This is a genomic window from Pseudomonas sp. TAE6080, from assembly GCF_018732265.1.
GTDB classification, from domain to species: Bacteria; Pseudomonadota; Gammaproteobacteria; order Pseudomonadales; family Pseudomonadaceae; genus Aquipseudomonas; species Aquipseudomonas brenneri.
Genome location: NZ_JAHIDY010000009.1, coordinates 1 through 16,615, shown reverse-complemented (window position 1 = coordinate 16,615; position 16,615 = coordinate 1). Strand labels below are relative to the sequence as shown.

At 61.2% G+C, this 16,615-nt stretch carries 16 protein-coding genes; 12 read left to right on the top strand and 4 right to left on the bottom strand.

Going from position 1 to position 16,615, the window contains the following annotated elements; translation table 11 throughout:
• Window positions 1-54 precede the first annotated feature (54 nt).
• From KL786_RS08940 to KL786_RS08910, 7 genes are all read left to right on the top strand, one after another.
• Entirely contained in the window at window positions 55-1,002 is a 948-nt protein-coding gene (locus KL786_RS08940) for a branched-chain amino acid ABC transporter permease (protein WP_215517449.1), read from the top strand.
• A complete protein-coding gene (locus tag KL786_RS08935) occupies window positions 999-2,099 on the top strand; it encodes an ABC transporter permease subunit (RefSeq protein WP_032861002.1) in 1,101 nt (366 codons plus the stop codon). The genes KL786_RS08940 and KL786_RS08935 overlap by 4 nt, the downstream gene beginning before the upstream one ends.
• Complete coding sequence (locus tag KL786_RS08930; RefSeq protein ID WP_032861001.1) at window positions 2,096-2,869, top strand: ABC transporter ATP-binding protein; 774 nt, start codon at window positions 2,096-2,098, stop codon at window positions 2,867-2,869. Before KL786_RS08935 ends, KL786_RS08930 begins: the two co-directional genes overlap by 4 nt.
• A complete protein-coding gene (locus tag KL786_RS08925) occupies window positions 2,862-3,578 on the top strand; it encodes an ABC transporter ATP-binding protein (RefSeq protein WP_029292968.1) in 717 nt (238 codons plus the stop codon). Before KL786_RS08930 ends, KL786_RS08925 begins: the two co-directional genes overlap by 8 nt.
• An 84-nt stretch (window positions 3,579-3,662) precedes the next feature.
• Window positions 3,663-4,802: a branched-chain amino acid ABC transporter substrate-binding protein gene (locus tag KL786_RS08920; protein WP_215517360.1), complete on the top strand. Its 1,140-nt coding sequence runs from the start codon at window positions 3,663-3,665 to the stop codon at window positions 4,800-4,802.
• A gap of 81 nt (window positions 4,803-4,883) precedes the next feature.
• On the top strand, window positions 4,884-5,375 hold the full coding sequence (locus tag KL786_RS08915; RefSeq protein WP_029292963.1) for an L-2-amino-thiazoline-4-carboxylic acid hydrolase: 492 nt from the start codon (window positions 4,884-4,886) through the stop codon (window positions 5,373-5,375).
• Window positions 5,372-6,607, top strand: a complete 1,236-nt coding sequence (locus KL786_RS08910; protein ID WP_215517359.1) for a Zn-dependent hydrolase — start codon at window positions 5,372-5,374, stop codon at window positions 6,605-6,607. The genes KL786_RS08915 and KL786_RS08910 overlap by 4 nt, the downstream gene beginning before the upstream one ends.
• Window positions 6,608-6,778: 171 nt before the next feature.
• On the opposite strand, the gene KL786_RS08905 is transcribed toward KL786_RS08910, so the two are convergent.
• A complete protein-coding gene (locus KL786_RS08905) occupies window positions 6,779-8,146 on the bottom strand; it encodes an amidase (RefSeq protein WP_215517358.1) in 1,368 nt (455 codons plus the stop codon).
• Window positions 8,147-8,159: 13 nt separating this feature from the next.
• Entirely contained in the window at window positions 8,160-9,491 is a 1,332-nt protein-coding gene (locus KL786_RS08900; protein WP_215517357.1) for an MFS transporter, read from the bottom strand.
• A 213-nt stretch (window positions 9,492-9,704) separates the two neighbouring features.
• Between KL786_RS08900 and KL786_RS08895 the strand changes: the two genes are divergently transcribed.
• Window positions 9,705-10,733, top strand: a complete 1,029-nt coding sequence (locus tag KL786_RS08895; protein ID WP_215517356.1) for a LacI family DNA-binding transcriptional regulator — start codon at window positions 9,705-9,707, stop codon at window positions 10,731-10,733.
• 21 nt (window positions 10,734-10,754) lie between these two features.
• Here KL786_RS08895 and KL786_RS08890 read toward each other — a convergent pair whose 3' ends face one another.
• The gene (locus KL786_RS08890; protein WP_032860992.1) at window positions 10,755-11,543 is read right to left on the bottom strand and encodes an AraC family transcriptional regulator; all 789 of its coding nucleotides are present in this window, start codon (window positions 11,541-11,543) and stop codon (window positions 10,755-10,757) included.
• Between the two features lie 84 nt (window positions 11,544-11,627).
• On the opposite strand from KL786_RS08890, the gene KL786_RS08885 reads away from it, so the two are divergent.
• The gene (locus tag KL786_RS08885; RefSeq protein WP_215517355.1) at window positions 11,628-12,626 is read left to right on the top strand and encodes a bile acid:sodium symporter family protein; all 999 of its coding nucleotides are present in this window, start codon (window positions 11,628-11,630) and stop codon (window positions 12,624-12,626) included.
• A 3-nt stretch (window positions 12,627-12,629) separates the two neighbouring features.
• Here KL786_RS08885 and KL786_RS08880 read toward each other — a convergent pair whose 3' ends face one another.
• Complete coding sequence (locus KL786_RS08880; protein WP_215517354.1) at window positions 12,630-13,184, bottom strand: hypothetical protein; 555 nt, start codon at window positions 13,182-13,184, stop codon at window positions 12,630-12,632.
• 346 nt (window positions 13,185-13,530) lie between these two features.
• Between KL786_RS08880 and KL786_RS08875 the strand changes: the two genes are divergently transcribed.
• From KL786_RS08875 to KL786_RS08865, 3 genes are all read left to right on the top strand, one after another.
• Entirely contained in the window at window positions 13,531-14,712 is a 1,182-nt protein-coding gene (locus KL786_RS08875; RefSeq protein ID WP_215517353.1) for a sugar transporter, read from the top strand.
• Window positions 14,713-14,869: 157 nt separating this feature from the next.
• Window positions 14,870-16,108: a hypothetical protein gene (locus KL786_RS08870; RefSeq protein WP_215517352.1), complete on the top strand. Its 1,239-nt coding sequence runs from the start codon at window positions 14,870-14,872 to the stop codon at window positions 16,106-16,108.
• A 51-nt stretch (window positions 16,109-16,159) separates the two neighbouring features.
• Window positions 16,160-16,477 carry a hypothetical protein gene (locus KL786_RS08865; protein ID WP_215517351.1) on the top strand — a complete coding sequence of 106 codons (318 nt, stop codon included), beginning with the start codon at window positions 16,160-16,162 and terminating at the stop codon, window positions 16,475-16,477.
• Window positions 16,478-16,615: the final 138 nt, after the last annotated feature.

Genomic DNA, 16,615 nt, shown 5'->3' with positions numbered 1-16,615 from the left:
TTTAGTCGGCGCGCCCTGGCACCGACGTTTTTGTGTATGGAGTTGATGGTTCTCATGGATGCGTTTATCCAGCAACTGCTTAACGGCTTGCTGTCGGGCAGTCTCTACGCGCTAGTGGCCTTGGGTTACACCATGGTCTACGGCATTTTGCGGATCATCAACTTTGCCCACGGCGATGTGTTGATGATCGGTGCGCTGGTGGGCCTGTCGGTGATCCGTGTGCTGCAGGCGGCCTTCCCGGATATGCCGCCGGTGCTGTTGCTGCTGGTCGCGGCAATGATCGCCATGGCCTTCTGCGCGGTGCTGGCGGTGGTGATCGAGCGCGTCGCTTATCGGCGCTTGCGTAACGCGCCGCGCCTGGCGCCGTTGATCAGTGGTATCGGCGTGTCGCTGTTGTTGCAGACCGTGGCCATGCTGGTCTGGACCCGTAACCCGCAGATGTTCCCGCAGTTGCTGCCCCTTGCCCCCATCGAAGTGCTGGCTGGCGATGCCACCCATGCCGCCGTGACCAATGCCACTGCGCTGACCACCATTGGCGTGGCGTTGAGCCTGATGGTCGGGCTGTTGCTGCTGGTGGAGCGCACGCGTTTCGGCCGGGCCATGCGCGCCGTGGCCGAGAACCCGCAAGTGGCGAGCCTGATGGGCATCAACCCCAACCGCATCATCGTCATGACCTTCGCCATCGGTGGCGCCCTGGCCGCGCTGGCGGGCATCATGATGGCCAGCAACTATGGCAGCGCGCATTTCTATATGGGCTTCCTGCCCGGCATCAAGGCGTTTACCGCGGCGGTGCTGGGCGGCATCGGCAACCTCAAGGGCGCCATGCTCGGCGGCCTGTTGCTGGGGCTGATCGAAGCCCTGGGCACCGGCTACCTCGGTGCCGCCACCAACGGCGTGTTCGGCAGCAACTATCAGGACGTGTTCGCCTTTATCGTGTTGATCGCGGTGTTGGTGTTCCGGCCCCAGGGGTTGTTGGGCGAACGACTGGCGACCCGCGCATGAGCCTGGCAACCGCTGTGAGCCCTTCGAGCAAACGCGCCAGCCTGGGCCTGTTGCTGTTCGCCCTGGCCCTGGTTTTGGCCCCGTGGATTGTCGGGCATGCCGGCGGCAATACCTGGGTGCGCACCCTGGACTTTGCCCTGCTGTACATCATGTTGGCCCTGGGCCTGAACATCGTGGTGGGTTATGCCGGCCTGCTGGACATGGGCTTTATCGCCTTCTACGCAGTGGGTGCCTACCTGGCGGCCTTGCTCTCGTCGCCTCATCTGTTGCAACAGTTCCCGGCCTTGCTGGCGTTGCTGCCGGAGGGCATGCACACCTCGATCTGGTTGATTCTGCCGCTGGCAGCGCTGCTGGCGGCCGGGTTCGGGGTGATCCTTGGGGCGCCGACCCTGCGCCTGCGCGGCGACTACCTGGCCATCGTCACCCTGGGTTTTGGCGAGATCATCCGCATCCTGCTGCGCAACCTGGACCGCCCGGTGAATCTCACCAACGGGCCCAAAGGCATCGCCCAGGTCGACCCAGTGACCTTGCTGGGCGTCAACCTGGGGCGCACCCAGGAGTTGTTCGGCCTGCGCCTGCCCTCGGTCTACCTCTATTACTACCTGTTCGCGGCACTGGTAGTGCTGATCCTGTTTGCCTGCATCCGCCTTGAGCGCTCGCGCATCGGCCGCGCGTGGATGGCGATCCGCGAGGACGAAGAGGCGGCCCAGGCCATGGGCCTCAATACCTTGCGCCTGAAACTGCTGGCATTTGCCATTGGCGCAGCGTTCGGCGGTATCAGCGGGGCGCTGTTTGCCTCGTTCCAGGGCTTTGTTTCACCGGAATCCTTCACCCTCAACGAGTCCATCGCCGTGCTGGCCATGGTGGTGCTCGGTGGCATGGGGCATATCCCCGGGGTGATTCTGGGCTGCGTGTTGCTCGCCGCCCTACCCGAAGCGTTGCGCGCCAGCATGGGCCCCTTGCAGCAGGCGCTGTTTGGCCAGGTGCTGGTGGACCCGGAAATTATCCGCCAGCTGTTCTACGGCCTGGCGCTGATTCTGGCGATGCTGTATCGACCCGCCGGCCTTTGGCCGAGCCGCACAGGAGGTGCACCTTGAACCATCCGTTATTGCAGATCGAGAAGGTCAATAAACAGTTTGGCGGAGTGGCCGCGCTCGATGACGTGAGCTTGAGCATCGAGGCCGGGGAGATCTACGGCCTGATCGGGCCCAATGGCGCCGGCAAGACCACCTTCTTTAATGTGATGACGGGGCTGTACACCCCGGACTCCGGGCGCTTTCAACTCGACGGCCAGGAGTACCAGCCCACGGCGGTGCACCAGGTGGCCCGCGCCGGCATCGCCCGCACGTTCCAGAATATCCGCCTGTTCAACGCCATGAGCGCCCTGGAAAACGTCATGGTCGGGCGCCATGTGCGCACCCATAACGGCGTGTGGGCAGCCTTGAGCGGGCATTCGCGCGGGCGCGAGGAAGAAGCACAGACCCGCGCCCATGCCCACCGCCTGCTGGCCTATGTCGGCCTGGCCGGGTTTGCCAACTACCGCGCCGACAGCCTGTCCTACGGCCACCAGCGGCGCCTGGAAATTGCCCGCGCCCTGGCCACCGAGCCGCGCCTGCTGGCCCTTGACGAACCGGCTGCGGGGATGAATGCCAGCGAGAAAGTGCAACTGCGCAGCCTGCTGGAAAAAATCCGCGATGACGGTCATACCCTGTTGCTGATCGAACACGACGTGAAGCTGGTGATGGGCGTGTGTGACCGCATCAGCGTGCTGGACTACGGACGCGTGATCGCCGTGGGCGCGCCTGCCGAAGTGCGCCGCCACCCGCAAGTGATCCAGGCCTACCTGGGAGCCGGCGCCCATGTCTGAAGCGTTGTTGCAGATTGCCGGCCTGAAGGTGCGCTACGGCGCCATCGAGGCGGTCAAGTCCCTGGATCTGCATATTGATGAAGGCGAGCGGGTCACGTTGATCGGCGCCAATGGCGCGGGCAAAAGCTCCAGCCTCAAGGCCCTGACCGGGTTGCTGCCGGCCGCTGCGGGGCAGATCCGCTTTGCCGGTCGCTCGATCCTCAACCTGGCGCCCCATGAGCGCCTGACCCTGGGCATCGCCATGGTGCCGGAAGGGCGTGGCATTTTTGCGCGCATGAGCGTGCTGGAAAACCTCCAGGCCGGCGCGTTCCTGCGTCGCGACCCACAGCAGGTCAACCTGGAAATCCGCCAGTTGTTCGAACACTTTCCGCGCCTGGAAGAACGCTTGCAGCAGTCGGCCGGCCTGCTCTCCGGTGGCGAGCAGCAGATGCTCGCCCTGGCCCGTGCGTTGCTGTCCAAGCCACGGCTGCTGGTGCTCGATGAACCGTCCATGGGCCTGGCGCCGATCATGGTCGAAAAACTGTTCCAGGTGATCGATGATGTGTGCCGCCAGGGCATGACCCTGCTGCTGGTGGAGCAGAATGCGCGCCTTGCGCTGCAAGTGACTGACCGCGCCTATGTGATGGATACCGGGCGCATCAGCCTCAGCGGTGCCAGCGACCAATTGCTCGACCACCCCGAGGTGCGCAGTGCTTACCTCGGTGAATAACCTAAATACAAACGCCACCGGACGCCCGGCGTGTTTCGCCCACCCCACAGGCCATGAGGGCCTGATGAGAAACAGGAAAAAAGCATGAACAAGACTGCCCCCTTCAAACGCGTACTGTTGTTGAGCCTGGCCCTGAGCGGCGTGGCCCAGGCCGACCAGACGGTACTCATCGGCCTGGCCGGACCCTTGACCGGCCCGTCGGCGCGGATCGGCAAGGACCTGGAAAACGGCGCGCAACTGGCCATTGACCAGGCCAACGCCAAGCACCCGAAAATCAATGGCGAGGCCGTGACCTACAAACTGGTTTCCGAGGATGACCAGTCCGATCCACGCACCGCCGTCACCGTGGCCCAGCGCCTGGTGGACGAAGGCGTGGTCGGCGTGGTCGGCCACTGGAACACCGGCACCAGCATTCCTGCGGCGCGGGTTTACCATGACGCCGGGATTGCCCAGGTCGCACCGGTGGCCACCGGTCACGCCTATACCCAGCAAGGTTTCGACACCAGTTTCCGGATCATGGGCCACGACGATGACGGCGGCCAGGTAGCCGGTGACTACGCGCTCAAGACCCTCAAGGCGCAGCGCATCGCCGTGATCGACGACCGCACCGCATTCGGCCAGGGCCTGGCGGACCAGTTCGTCAAATCCATCGAGGCCGGTGGCGCCAAGGTGGTTGCGCGTGAGTACGTGGACGACAAGACCATCGACTTCAGTGCGGTGCTGACCAACATCCGCGGGCAAAACCCGGACCTGATCTTCTTTGGCGGTGTCGACTCCCAGGCTGCACCGCTGGCCCGGCGCATCAAGCAATTGGGGATCAAGGCACCCTTGATGGGTGCTGGCGGGTTTGTCAGCCAGACCTTCCTGCAACTGGCACAGAACGAAGGCGAGGGCGTGATTGCCCTGGAACCGGGCTTGGCCGTGGCGCAGATGCCAGGCGGCAAAGCATTTGAAGAGGCCTACAAGGCGCGCTTCAAGAGCAACATCGAGCTGCACGCACCTTTCGCCTATGACGGTGTGGGCGTGCTGATCGCCGCGATTGAGCAGGCCAACTCTACCGATCCGCAGAAGTACCTGCCAGTACTGCGCTCCATCAGCTATCCGGGCGTGACCGGGACCATCGCATTCGATGCCCAGGGCAATCTGCAGAACCCGTCGTTCACCGTTTACCAGGTCAAGGCCAATCAATGGCAACCGGTGAGCGTGGCTGGCGGTAAAAAGTAACGCGCTGAATTTCAATGTAGGAGCTTCTTATTAAGGGAGCTCCCACATTGGATCTTCGCAGCCATTTGAATGAGGCACACCATGAGCAAACTGGAAGGTGAACTGGGCATCCTGGCCCGCCGGCGCATCGAAGCCGAGATCATCAAGCCGATCTACGAAATCCTCGTGCGCGAGCAGGGCAAGGCCTTTGCCGCAGCGGTGATTGGCGAAGCGGTGGGCAACGCCGCGATTCAGGCGGGCAAGCACTTTGCCGCCCAGGAAGAGCAGGGCGCCGACCTCAAGAGCTTCGTTGAGCTGCAAGTGCTGTGGGAAAAGGACGATGCGCTGAAAGTCGAGATCATTGCCAGTGACGCTGAGCATTACGACTATGACGTCAAGCGCTGCCGCTATGCCGAGATGTACCACGAAATGGGCCTGGGCGAGATCGGCCACCTGTTGTCGTGCAACCGCGACGAGCTGTTTATCGTCGGCTACAACCCGAATATTGAATTGACGCGCACCCAGACCATCATGGGCGGCGCGCCAAGCTGTGACTTCCGCTACCACGCCAAGCCCCAGGAGCCGCGCTCGTGAGCGCTCTGGCGCGGGTCAACGGCGAGCGCTTGTGGGACTCGCTGATGGAAATGGCGCAGATCGGTGGCACGCCCAAGGGTGGCGTGTCGCGCCTGGCCCTGACCGACGAAGACCGACGCGGGCGTGACCTGTTTGTGGCCTGGTGCACGGCGGCCGGCTGTAGCATTCGTGTGGACGCCATGGGCAATATCTTCGCCCGCCGCGCTGGCCGCCATGACCACCTGGCCCCGGTGCTGACCGGCTCCCATGGCGACTCGCAGCCAGCGGGCGGCAAGTTCGATGGCATCTACGGTGTGCTTGCCGGCCTGGAAGTGCTGCGCACCTTGAACGACCTGGGCATCGAGACCGACCGGCCGATCGAGGTGGTCAACTGGACCAACGAAGAAGGCTCGCGTTTTGCTCCGGCGATGATTTCCTCGGGGGTGTATGCCGGGGTGTTTGACCTGGAATACGGCTTGTCCCGCGAAGACAAGGCCGGCGTGACCATCGGCCAGGCGTTGCAGCAGATCGGCTACGCCGGTCCGCACCCGGTGGGTGGCCAGGCGGTGCATGCGGCGTATGAACTGCATATCGAACAGGGCCCGATCCTCGAAGCCCAGGACCTGACCATCGGCGTCGTTACCGGCGCCCAGGGCCAGCGCTGGTATGAAGTCGAACTGAGCGGGCGCAGTGCCCATGCCGGCACCACGCCCATGGACCACCGCCTGGATGCACTGCTGGGCTTTGCCCGGGTGGTGGAAGCGGTCAACCAGATCGGCCTGGCCCAAGGCGCCGAAGGGCGTGCGACGGTGGGCATGGCTAATATCTTTCCCAACTCGCGCAATGTGGTGCCGGGGCGGGTGTTCTTCAGTGTCGAGTTCCGCCACCCCGATGAAGCGGTGCTGGGTGTGCAGGACCAGCAACTGCATGAGGCGGTGGCCCGGATTGCTGAAGGGATTGGCTTGCAGGCCAGCGTCAAGCAGATCTTCCAGTACGCGCCGATTGCCTTCGACAGTGACTGCGTGGAAGTGGTGCGGGCCTCGGCCGAGGCCTTGGGTTATAGCCATCGGCGGATGATTTCCGGCGCCGGGCATGATGCCTGCTACCTGAACAAGGTCGCGCCGACGGCGATGATCTTTGTGCCCTGTGTGGATGGCTTGAGCCATAACGAGGCGGAAGAGATCCACCCGCATTGGTCGACGGCCGGGGCGGATGTGCTGTTGCAGGCGATTCTGGCTTCGTCGCGTGAGTGATGGATGGGAGCGGGCTTGTCCGCGATAGCGGTGGTTCAGCCACCCATTCTGTAGGCTGATACACCGCTATCGCAGGCAAGCCAGCTCCCACCTTCGTTCTGCAGCGTAAGCAAAATTCCCCGCCACACCGAGCCCCCCTGTGGGAGCGGGCTTGCCCGCGAAAGCGGTAGTTCAGTCACCACCTGTAATCGGCACAATCAGCTGGCTCATCACCTGCAACAAGCGATCGTCCTCACCCGCCGCGCCAATCACCTGCAATCCCACCGGCATGCCCCTCACGTGCCCCACCGGCAGGCTGATCGAGGGCAGTCCGATGAGGTTCCAGGCACTGGTATGGCTGAGCACGGCGGCGCGCACATCAATGGTCTGTTCACCCACCCGGACTTCGCGCGCATTAACCTCGGTGGCGGTAATCGGCACGCTGGGTGAGACCAGCAAGTCATAACGTTCGAACAAACGTGCCATCGCCGCTTTGTACTGCGCCTGGCTGGCCTGTGCGCGAATGTATTGCCAGCCTTTGACTTCGCGCGACACCTCAAGGCGCTCGCGTACCTCAGGGTCAAACGTGTGCGGCGCATCGCGCATGCGCTCGGCATGCACCTCAAAGGCTTCGGCACGTTGCAGTGTCTGCAAGGTGTCCTTCATGCCGGCCGCCATTGTTTGCAGTTCGTCAGTCTCCTGCAGCGCGTCGCCGAACAGCTGCTGCGCCGCCTGATAGACCTGTCGATTCACCTCGGCGTCGACCGGGCCGAAGCTGCCATGGGTGATCCAGCCCACCCGCAGTGGTTGCGCATTGGCAGCCGGCGCACAAGCGCGGCCTGCCAACACCTCGAACAGCAGGCGCGCATCTTCAACGTGGTTGGCGATGGGGCCTACGTGGTCGAGGCTGGAGGACAGCGGGAACACGCCTTCTACCGGTACGCAGGCAAACGAGGGCTTGAAGCCGACCGTGCCGCACAATGCCGATGGAATCCGGATCGAGCCGCCGGTGTCCGTACCCAGCGCCAGCGGCACCATGCCGCTGGCCACCGCTGCGGCACTGCCGGCGCTGGAGCCGCCAGTGATGCAACGGGTATCCCACGGGTTGCGTGCAGCCCCTTGCAGCGAGCGGTCGCCGGTCGGGCCGTAGGCGAACTCGTGGGTCAAGGTCTTGCCGATAATCACTGCCCCGGCCTCGCGTACGCGTTGCACGCACAGCGCATCGTGGTCCGGCTGGAAGCCGTCGAAATGCGCTGAGCCGTAGGTGGTGACGTAGTCAACCGTGTCGATGTTGTCTTTGACCGCTACCGGTATGCCGTGCAGCGGGCCCAGGTCCTGGCCTTGGGCCAACAGCGCATCGGCCTTGCGCGCCTGGGCCAGTGCGACGGGTGCATCGACGCTGACGAACGCATTTAAAAGCGGGTTCAAGCGTTCGGTGCTGTCCAGGGCGGCTTGCGTCAGCTCGACACTGGTCACGCTGCCGGCACGCAGGCGCTCGGCCAGCGTGACGATCGACAGGCCAAAAAAGTATCCAGCGTGGGTAGGCTTCACCAGGCTCATATAAGCAACTCCATCAAACAACGGCGGGTATAGAGGACGGGGCTTGCTGACGACCACCTGGGCGCACCATCAGCATGGCGCTCATGCCCAGCGCGGTGGCCACGGCAGCGGCCACGAACATCGATGAGTAGCCGTAACGAACGGTCAGGTAGCCAGTGAGCATTGGGGCGATGAACGAAGCGGTGTTGGCGATGAAATGCGTCATGCCGCTGTAGGCGCCAACCCGATTGGACGGCGCAGTGTCGATCACCACGGCCCAGTAGACGGAGTTGGGCAGTGCGTTGAGCGCGTTGGCCAGCGTCATCAGGGCAATCACACCCCAGACGGTCTGGGCCTGGGAAACCATGATGAAGCACAGGGTTGTCAGCAGCAGACAGGTCGCCGCCAGCCAACTGCGGGCGACTTTCAGGTTGCCGGTGCGGCGCAGCAGCAGGTCCGAAATCTTGCCGCCCAACAGCACGGTGAAGCAGGCGCCGGTCCACGGGATCATGCCCATGTACCACAGCGACGACAGGTTGTAGTGGAACTCGTCCTGCAGGTATTTGGGGGTCCAGGTCAGCAGCAGGAAGGTCACGTATACAAACGAGAAGTAACCGACGGCGTTGAGCAGCAGGTCCTTATTCTTGAAGAAGTGCCAGATCGGCGCCACGCTGGTGGTGGGCGTTGATGCATTGGCGGCTTCGGCGCGCTCTTTGCGCAGGAAGTCGAGTTCAGCCTTGGACACGCGCGGGTTTTCATCCGGGGTGTTGGTGAAGCGGGTCATGAAAAAGACCAGCAGCATCAGACTGACCACACCCAGCACCACAAACATGCTGCGCCAGCTACCGGTCAGGGTTTGCAGGCCCACCGCCACGGGCGCGGTCAGCAGCGCGCCCAATGGGGTGCTCAAAAGCCCGACCGAGACGACGAAACCGCGCTCCTTGGGTGTGGCCCAGTTGGCCACGCTCTTGTTGATCACCGAGTACGCCGGACCTTCGGCAAACCCGAACATCACGCGGATCGTGGCAAAACCGGCCATGGCCGAGCCGCCCAGGAACGCCAGCCCGAAATCGCCGGCAAAGGCCGTGGCAATTTCGAAGATCGACCACGTGGCGCCGGCGATCAGCCAGATGCGCTTGGCACCAAAGCGGTCGGCCAGGATGCCACCGACCAGTGCCCCAAGAATGTAGCCGTAACCGAAGTAACCCAGCACATTGCCCCAGTCGGCTTTGTCGAAACCATACTCGGGAAGAATGCTCGCCGACGCATAGGCAATCGCGCCGCGGTCAATGTAGTTGAGCAAGGCCATCAGCATGATCAAGAAGAAAATCTGATAGCGGAAAGACGGGATAGCGGGGCTATTCATAGGGATCTGACTCTTCAAAATGATGGCAGAAGTCAAAAAGTCGGCCGCGTCCGGCGTATTTTTATTGTGTTACCCAAACGTTTGGGTTAGCGAAATGTAAGGCGGCAGAAAATTTTAGTCAAACGTTTGGGCAAAGATTTATCTGCGGTTGCGACACGCCTGTTCGGGTAGACTCTGCGCGCTAAATAACCGACTGCTGGAAGCCTCTCAACCATGTCGAGCCCATCTCGCCCAGCCACCTTGAAGTCCATGGCGACCGCACTTGGCGTGCATGTTTCCACCGTGTCCCGGGTCCTCAATGGCGACCCGGCGGGGGTAGAGCGTGCGGCGTCGGCCGACGTGGTGGCGCGTATTCGTGCATTGGCCACAGAGCTGGACTATCGGCCGAACACCCAGGCATCGAGCCTGAAGTTGCGCAAAAGCCAGGAAATCTGTGTGCTCATGCCAAGGCTCACCGATCTGGTGATGGCGACTATTTATGACAGCATTGACAGTGCCGCCGAACAGGCCGGCTACCTGACCTTCGTCTCCAATACCGACGACCAGCAAACACGCCAGATGGCACGTGCCGAACACGCCTTGCGCCGCTCGGTGGCGGGGCTGATCGTCGGTGATTCACATGTGGGCGAAAGCCAGCCGCTGCTCGACCTTCTGACGCGCAAACACATTCCTTACGTGCTGGTCAGTCGCCAGATTGCCGGGCATCTGGCTGCGTGCAGTGACGATGAACTGGGCGGCTGGCTGGCGGCCGAGCACTTGTACCAGTTGGGCTGTCGCGAGGTGGCCATTCTGGCGGGTGAACGACATGCCTCGACCGGAGCTGATCGCACACGCGGGTTTACCCGCTATTACCGCGAGCAAGGCATCACGCTACGCCCGGAGTGGACGCTCAATGGTCCTTTCGACAGCCTGACCGGGCACCGCCAGGGCGAGTATCTGTTGGGCCTGAGCCCACGGCCCCAGGCGTTTTTTGCGGTCAATGACTTCCTGGCCATCGGTTTGATGGGGGCCGCACGTGACAAGGGCTTGATGCCGGGCAAGGACATTGCCGTGGTGGGTTTCAACGACATACCGCTGGCCAATGAATTGATGGTGCCACTGACCAGCGTGCGCCTGCCGTTGGCCGAGATGGGCCGACATGCGGTTGAGCTATTGCTCAAGCGCATCCAGGGTGAGGCTGTCGAATCGATCATGCTGGCGCCGCAGTTGCAGGTGAGGGCGAGTTCTTCGGTGTTGCGCTGAAGGTGTGGTGCGGGCCAGAGATCAGCGAAAAAACTCCCCTGGCGTCGCATCAAACTGCTGCCGGAACGCTGCGATGAACGCCGAAACCGACTCATACCCACACCCCAGCGCCACATCCGTCACCCGTTCCCCGCGTTCCAGGTCGGGCAGGGCGCCGAGCAATCGCAACCGCTGGCGCCAGGCGCGAAATGTCAGGCCGGTATCGCTCAAGAACAACCGGCTCAAGGTTTTCTCGCTGATGCCCAGCTTTTGGCTCCACTGCCCCAAGGTGGTCGCCTGTTCCGGGTGCAGGCTCAAGCTGCGATAGATCTGCCGCAACCGGCTGTCCACAGGCAGCGGCAGCATCAAGTCGACCTGCGGTGCGGCGGCCAATTGGTCCAGCAGCACCTGCGCCAGGCGGCCGTCCGGGCCATCCTCGGCATATTCCACCGGCAATTCGCTGAAACGCCGGATCAGTTCGCGCAACAGGTCGCTCACCGCCAATACCTGGCAGCGCTCGGCCGCCCAGGTCGTCACGCTACAGTCCAGGTACAAGCTGCGCATTTCGGTATGGGGCGAACTGAACACGCGGTGCGCCATCCCCGCCGGGATCCACACCGCCCGTTGCGGCGGAGCGATAAAGCGCCCGGCGCTGGTCTGGATCTCCAGCACCCCGCTGATTGCATAGGACAACTGCACCCACGGATGGCTATGGCGGCGGGTCAGGGCGCGGTTGGGCAGGGATTCGGTGCGGCCATACACCGGGCGCGGCAGGCTGGAGAGCCCGGGGATGGTGCGGCGAACGGCCTTTGCATGTCCTTTAGGCGGCATTTACTGGCTCATTGGCGTTAGTCGGTAATAGATCGTTACGTTAGAGTCGGCACAACGCCCTGGCAACCCCCGGAAGAACAGCCCATGACCCGCCCCCGGTTTTTACCCGACAATTTCACCCTGACCTTGATTGCCACGGTGCTCCTTGCTTCCTTGCTGCCAGCCAGCGGCCAGACCGCTGTGGCCTTTGGCTGGGTGACCAACCTGGCGATCGCGCTGTTGTTCTTCCTGCATGGCGCCAAACTGTCGCGCCAGGCCATCGTCGCCGGGGCCGGGCACTGGCGTTTGCACCTGCTGGTGTTCAGCCTGACTTTCGTGCTGTTTCCGCTGCTGGGCCTGGCGCTCAAGCCGCTGTTGGCGCCGATGATCGGCAAAGACTTGTACATGGGCATGCTCTATTTGTGTGCGTTGCCGGCCACGGTGCAGTCGGCGATTGCCTTTACTTCGCTGGCGCGGGGCAATATCCCGGCGGCGATCTGCAGTGCGGCGGCGTCCAGCCTGTTCGGGATTTTCCTCACGCCGTTGCTGGTGACTCTGCTGCTCAACGTACACGGCGATGGTGGCTCTACCCTGGATGCCATTCTCAAGATCAGCGTGCAACTGCTGCTGCCATTCATTGCCGGGCAGATCGCCCGGCGCTGGATCGGCGAGTGGGTGGGGCGCAATAAAAATTGGCTGAAATTCGTCGATCAGGGCTCGATCCTGCTGGTGGTCTACGGCGCTTTCAGCGAAGCGGTCACCGAAGGGATCTGGCACCAGATCCCCCTCTGGGAATTGGGCGGCCTGGTGGTGGCGTGCTGCATCTTGCTGGCGCTGGTGCTGGTAGCGTCCGCGCTATTGGGCAAAGCGTTTGGGTTTAATCAGGAAGATCGCATCACCATCCTGTTCTGCGGGTCGAAGAAAAGCCTGGCCACCGGGGTGCCGATGGCCCAGGTGTTGTTCGCCGGCAGCACCATAGGCGTGTTGATCCTGCCGTTGATGCTGTTTCATCAGATTCAATTGATGGTTTGCGCGGTACTGGCCCAGCGCTATGCCAACCGCCCGGAAAGCATGGCGGGGATGAAGGCGCACATCGACTCATGATCGTTATTTCACACCGTCGGCCCAACGCGAAAAACGCTCTAGGGTTTCAGTGCTGACTTCTGGTGCCCTGTACGGGCTAAGGCCTTCGCTTGCTTCTAGTTGATTGATGATTGTTTCGATGCCATAGGCGAAGAAGTCCCTCATCTCATGCGGGTCAATATCTGCGAACTCTTCGGATGGTCTGTTGGAGGGGGGAGCTCTGTACGGTTCGCTCGGGGGCACGTAGCCAAGCAGGTAGTGCAGCAGTCTTGTTAATCTATCTTTTCGTGCTTTTCGACTGGCGGGGGCGATATCGGCGTCTTGGAATGCGCTAATTTCAGATAGATAATTCATGTCTAGCTCTTCATCTTTACCTTGCCGGGTTACCACAAGTTTTCTATTCGGCATGTCATAGCTCTTGAGAATGCCCGTGAGGGTTGTGGTAGAGCTGGTGTCGTTTTTATTTATATAGATGACCTCGCACCCAAAGCCGATGCCGATGTTCGTGAATAGTTTCTCGACTTCAGAGTCTGGAGCAATTTTATCTTTGTGGTTTGCACCATTTGTAATCTCTGGCATGACACACCTCCGATGAATAAGTCGGTTTCTATGCACGTCACATAGAGACGTAGCCTATATAAATAGTGGTGTGTCGATAATGCCTTGGCTACTGTAAAAAGTGACAGTCTTACAGATAAATAGGCGATGAAGAGTTTGCGGGTTATTCCTTTTCGGCTTTCTGATAATGCTCAATAGTTGCGCCGTCGAGGCTTGCCGGCGGGGTACCCGCACACGCAGAGAGAAAAGTAGATTCTTCACCCTTTTGTATGCGTGTAAGATCCTCCACTGTCTCACCCGATCCCCGCTGCGCAGGGCGATCAAGCCAACGGCCTGACAGGCCATCGATCGAGTACAACATCTTTATATGACTACCTCCGCGGCTCCCCCCCAAGCCAACTGGCAACCGGTCATCGCCCTGGCGTTGGCCGCCTTTGTATTCAACACCACGGAATTTGTCCCGGTCGGCCTGCTCAGCGCCATCGGCGCGAGCTTCGACATGCCCATCGCCAAGGTCGGCCTGATGCTCACGATTTATGCGTGGGTGGTGTCATTGACGTCGCTGCCGGTGATGTTGCTGACCCGCAACGTTGAGCGACGCAAGCTGCTGATCGTGTTGTTCGGCATGTTTATCGCCAGCCATATCCTTTCCAGCGTGGCCACCAGCTTTGGCTTGTTGATGGTCAGCCGTATCGGCATCGCCTTGTCCCATGCGCTGTTCTGGTCGATCACCGCCTCCCTGGCGGTGCGCCTGGCGCCGCCGGGCAAGCAGGTGCAGGCGCTGGGCTTGTTGGCCACAGGCACCTCGTTGGCGATGGTCCTGGGGATTCCCTTGGGTCGCCTGCTGGGTGAAGCCATGGGCTGGCGCACCACATTCATTGTGATCGCCGGCTTTGCCGCCGCCCTGGTGTTCTGGCTGGCGCGCACCTTGCCGCTGTTGCCGAGCCAGAACTCCGGCTCGTTGCGCAGCCTGCCGATGCTGTTCAAGCGCCCGGCGCTGGTGGCGTTGTATATCTTGACCGCAATGGTGGTCACTGCCCAATTCACTGCCTACAGCTACATCGAGCCTTTTGTCGAAGGCGTCGCTGGCCTGGGAGGCAATGCGGTGACCCTGGTGCTGCTGGTGTTTGGCGGGGCGGGGATCATTGGCTCGTTGCTGTTCAGTTTGCTGCACCGTTTCAATCCCTACCGTTTTCTGCTGGTGGCCGTCTCGGTGCTGGCGCTGTGCCTGGGGCTGCTGTTGCCATTGAGCGGCGATGTCTCGTACCTGGTGGTGTTGAGCGTGTTCTGGGGCATGGCAATCATGGCCTTTGGCTTGGCCTTGCAATCGAAGGTCCTGGTGCTGGCGCCGGATGCCACGGATGTGGCGATGGCGATGTTCTCCGGGATCTACAACATCGGCATTGGTGGCGGGGCGTTGCTGGGCAGCTGGGTTGGCGGGCACTTCGGCTTTGCCTGGATTGGCGCGGCGGGGGGCTTGCTGGCGGTGGCGGCGTTGGGGCTGTATTGCCTGTCGATTTATCGGTTTGGGCAGGGTCAAGCTGGGTAACTGCTCTTTATAGAGCGCTTTTTGCTTGTGCGTAAGCTGTCAGATTTGACAGTTGTTTGATCGCTCGTCCAGGTTTTTACTCCTTCTCAGATGCAGCGCATGCCAGGTGGTTTATGCGCTGGACTCGAAGGCGGAAATTTCCAGGGACGGGCTGAGTATGCAGAACTTATTTAAATACGCGATCTTCGGCGGCACATTGCTGTGGGGCTATGGCGCGACAGTGAGTGCGGCAACCTTTGTTGATCTGGGCAATGCGGCGGGTAAGCAATGTGCCGCTGCCTCGGTCAATGACAGCGGCCAGACCGTGGGAAACTGCACCTCGGCCACCCCCAGTGCCAACGATGCACCCTGGTATGCGGCCTCTACGGCTGGGCCCCAGCAAGTGTTGCCGCCGCTTGCGGCCAATCAGCCCTGCTCGGTCGGGGCGATTGGCAATAGCGGGGTGATGGTCGGGCTTTGTCTCGATGCGAGCAATTTCACTTTTGCCGTGACCTGGAGTGCCGCCGCACCGGCGACAGCACCGACCAAACTAGCGCCACTTCCGGCATCGCTGTTGTTTCCCCTGCTGCGTCCCGCCGATGTCAATACCTTTGCAAGGGCCCAGAACCAGCAAGGCGCGGTGCTGGGATGGAGTGTCAGCGGCAAGAGCGAATTTACTGTTGTGTTGTATCGGCCGGGTGTTGCCACGCCCGAGCGGATCTCCGGCTGGGGCGACATGTGTAACGCAACGGTGGTGAACAATACGCTGGTCAACGGTTACCCCAGCGTTCTGATGAACTGTCCGGTCAACGGCAGGAACGTGGCAAGGGTTGCCCAGCGTGGTACGAGTGGCTACACCACCACTGACTTGCCTGTGCCAAGCGGTGCAAGTTACTGCATGGCGGTGGATATGAACGATCAGAATCAAGCCGTGGGAACTTGCATTTATCCCCACACGGCCACCAACAGCAGCAAAACAGCATTCTGGCCTACACCCACTAGCACTCCGCTACTGCTGACATTGCCGTTGAATGCAATGAACTCCGGGCTTGCGGTGAACAATGCCGGGCATGTGCTGGCGCGAGGCACTGCGCCTTCGGGCTTTACCACGGATTTCTTTTGGGAGGAGACGACCTCCAGCTTCAGCGTGCAGCCGATTCCGTTTTTACCGGGCAGTGTCAGTACCCAGGCTTTCAGCCTTACAGAAAATGACACGGTTGCGATGGATTGCACTAATAGCAATAAGTACCCCGTCGCCTGCACCTGGGATCCTACTAATGGCACCCGACCCATTCCCCCGATCAACGGTGGGTTTCAGAGCATGTTGAACAGCATTTCTTACAGCGGCACCTTTGTTTCAGGTGTGTCTACTGACGCGTCACAAAACGATATTGCCGTGGTGGCTGAGTTGCCCTGAGAGACGCCATAGGTCATCAGGAACCAACGCTATACAGTTGAGGAGGTTTGCATGAAAAGGGCACGGGTATTTCTCACGATGGTGCTGGCCGTTCTGGTTCTTGTGTCTGCACCGATTTACGCAGGGGGGTATAAAAATGGAAAGTACTATCCAGGAGGAGAGATGAATGAGGAAATGTTCATAATTTTCGCTCCACTTGAACTCCTGTTTAACTGGCTTTTTCCACCCACACCAGTGATCAAGGCACCGGATGTAGGCGCGATGGGCGGCAAAGAGTCCAATGCGCCCAGTTGGAATGCGTGCTCGGGGGCAAAAGGCATCAAAATTGTTATGAAGGGTTCGGTAGCAACAACACATCACTGTGATTGAACGAACTGGCCTGAATGCAGGACTAGTTGCTACGCATCGCCTGAACTCGGTGTTTGGGTGGCGGGCCCCTGTAGGAGCCGGATTGAACTGGTCCAGTAATTTCGGACATTCTTTTCGGTTCTCACGCTGCTAGCTTTT

What these genes read in the sequence shown, in the direction of transcription:
- KL786_RS08875 (WP_215517353.1), top strand. Translation starts at nt 13,531, where the DNA reads ATGACTACCTCCGCGGCTCCCCCCCAAGCCAACTGGCAACCGGTCATC.
- KL786_RS08900 (WP_215517357.1), bottom strand. Translation starts at nt 9,491, where the DNA reads ATGAATAGCCCCGCTATCCCGTCTTTCCGCTATCAGATTTTCTTCTTG.
- KL786_RS08940 (WP_215517449.1), top strand. Translation starts at nt 55, where the DNA reads ATGGATGCGTTTATCCAGCAACTGCTTAACGGCTTGCTGTCGGGCAGT.
- KL786_RS08870 (WP_215517352.1), top strand. Translation starts at nt 14,870, where the DNA reads ATGCAGAACTTATTTAAATACGCGATCTTCGGCGGCACATTGCTGTGG.
- KL786_RS08935 (WP_032861002.1), top strand. Translation starts at nt 999, where the DNA reads ATGAGCCTGGCAACCGCTGTGAGCCCTTCGAGCAAACGCGCCAGCCTG.
- KL786_RS08880 (WP_215517354.1), bottom strand. Translation starts at nt 13,184, where the DNA reads ATGCCAGAGATTACAAATGGTGCAAACCACAAAGATAAAATTGCTCCA.
- KL786_RS08895 (WP_215517356.1), top strand. Translation starts at nt 9,705, where the DNA reads ATGTCGAGCCCATCTCGCCCAGCCACCTTGAAGTCCATGGCGACCGCA.
- KL786_RS08885 (WP_215517355.1), top strand. Translation starts at nt 11,628, where the DNA reads ATGACCCGCCCCCGGTTTTTACCCGACAATTTCACCCTGACCTTGATT.
- KL786_RS08890 (WP_032860992.1), bottom strand. Translation starts at nt 11,543, where the DNA reads ATGCCGCCTAAAGGACATGCAAAGGCCGTTCGCCGCACCATCCCCGGG.
- KL786_RS08915 (WP_029292963.1), top strand. Translation starts at nt 4,884, where the DNA reads ATGAGCAAACTGGAAGGTGAACTGGGCATCCTGGCCCGCCGGCGCATC.
- KL786_RS08920 (WP_215517360.1), top strand. Translation starts at nt 3,663, where the DNA reads ATGAACAAGACTGCCCCCTTCAAACGCGTACTGTTGTTGAGCCTGGCC.
- KL786_RS08905 (WP_215517358.1), bottom strand. Translation starts at nt 8,146, where the DNA reads ATGAGCCTGGTGAAGCCTACCCACGCTGGATACTTTTTTGGCCTGTCG.
- KL786_RS08925 (WP_029292968.1), top strand. Translation starts at nt 2,862, where the DNA reads ATGTCTGAAGCGTTGTTGCAGATTGCCGGCCTGAAGGTGCGCTACGGC.
- KL786_RS08865 (WP_215517351.1), top strand. Translation starts at nt 16,160, where the DNA reads ATGAAAAGGGCACGGGTATTTCTCACGATGGTGCTGGCCGTTCTGGTT.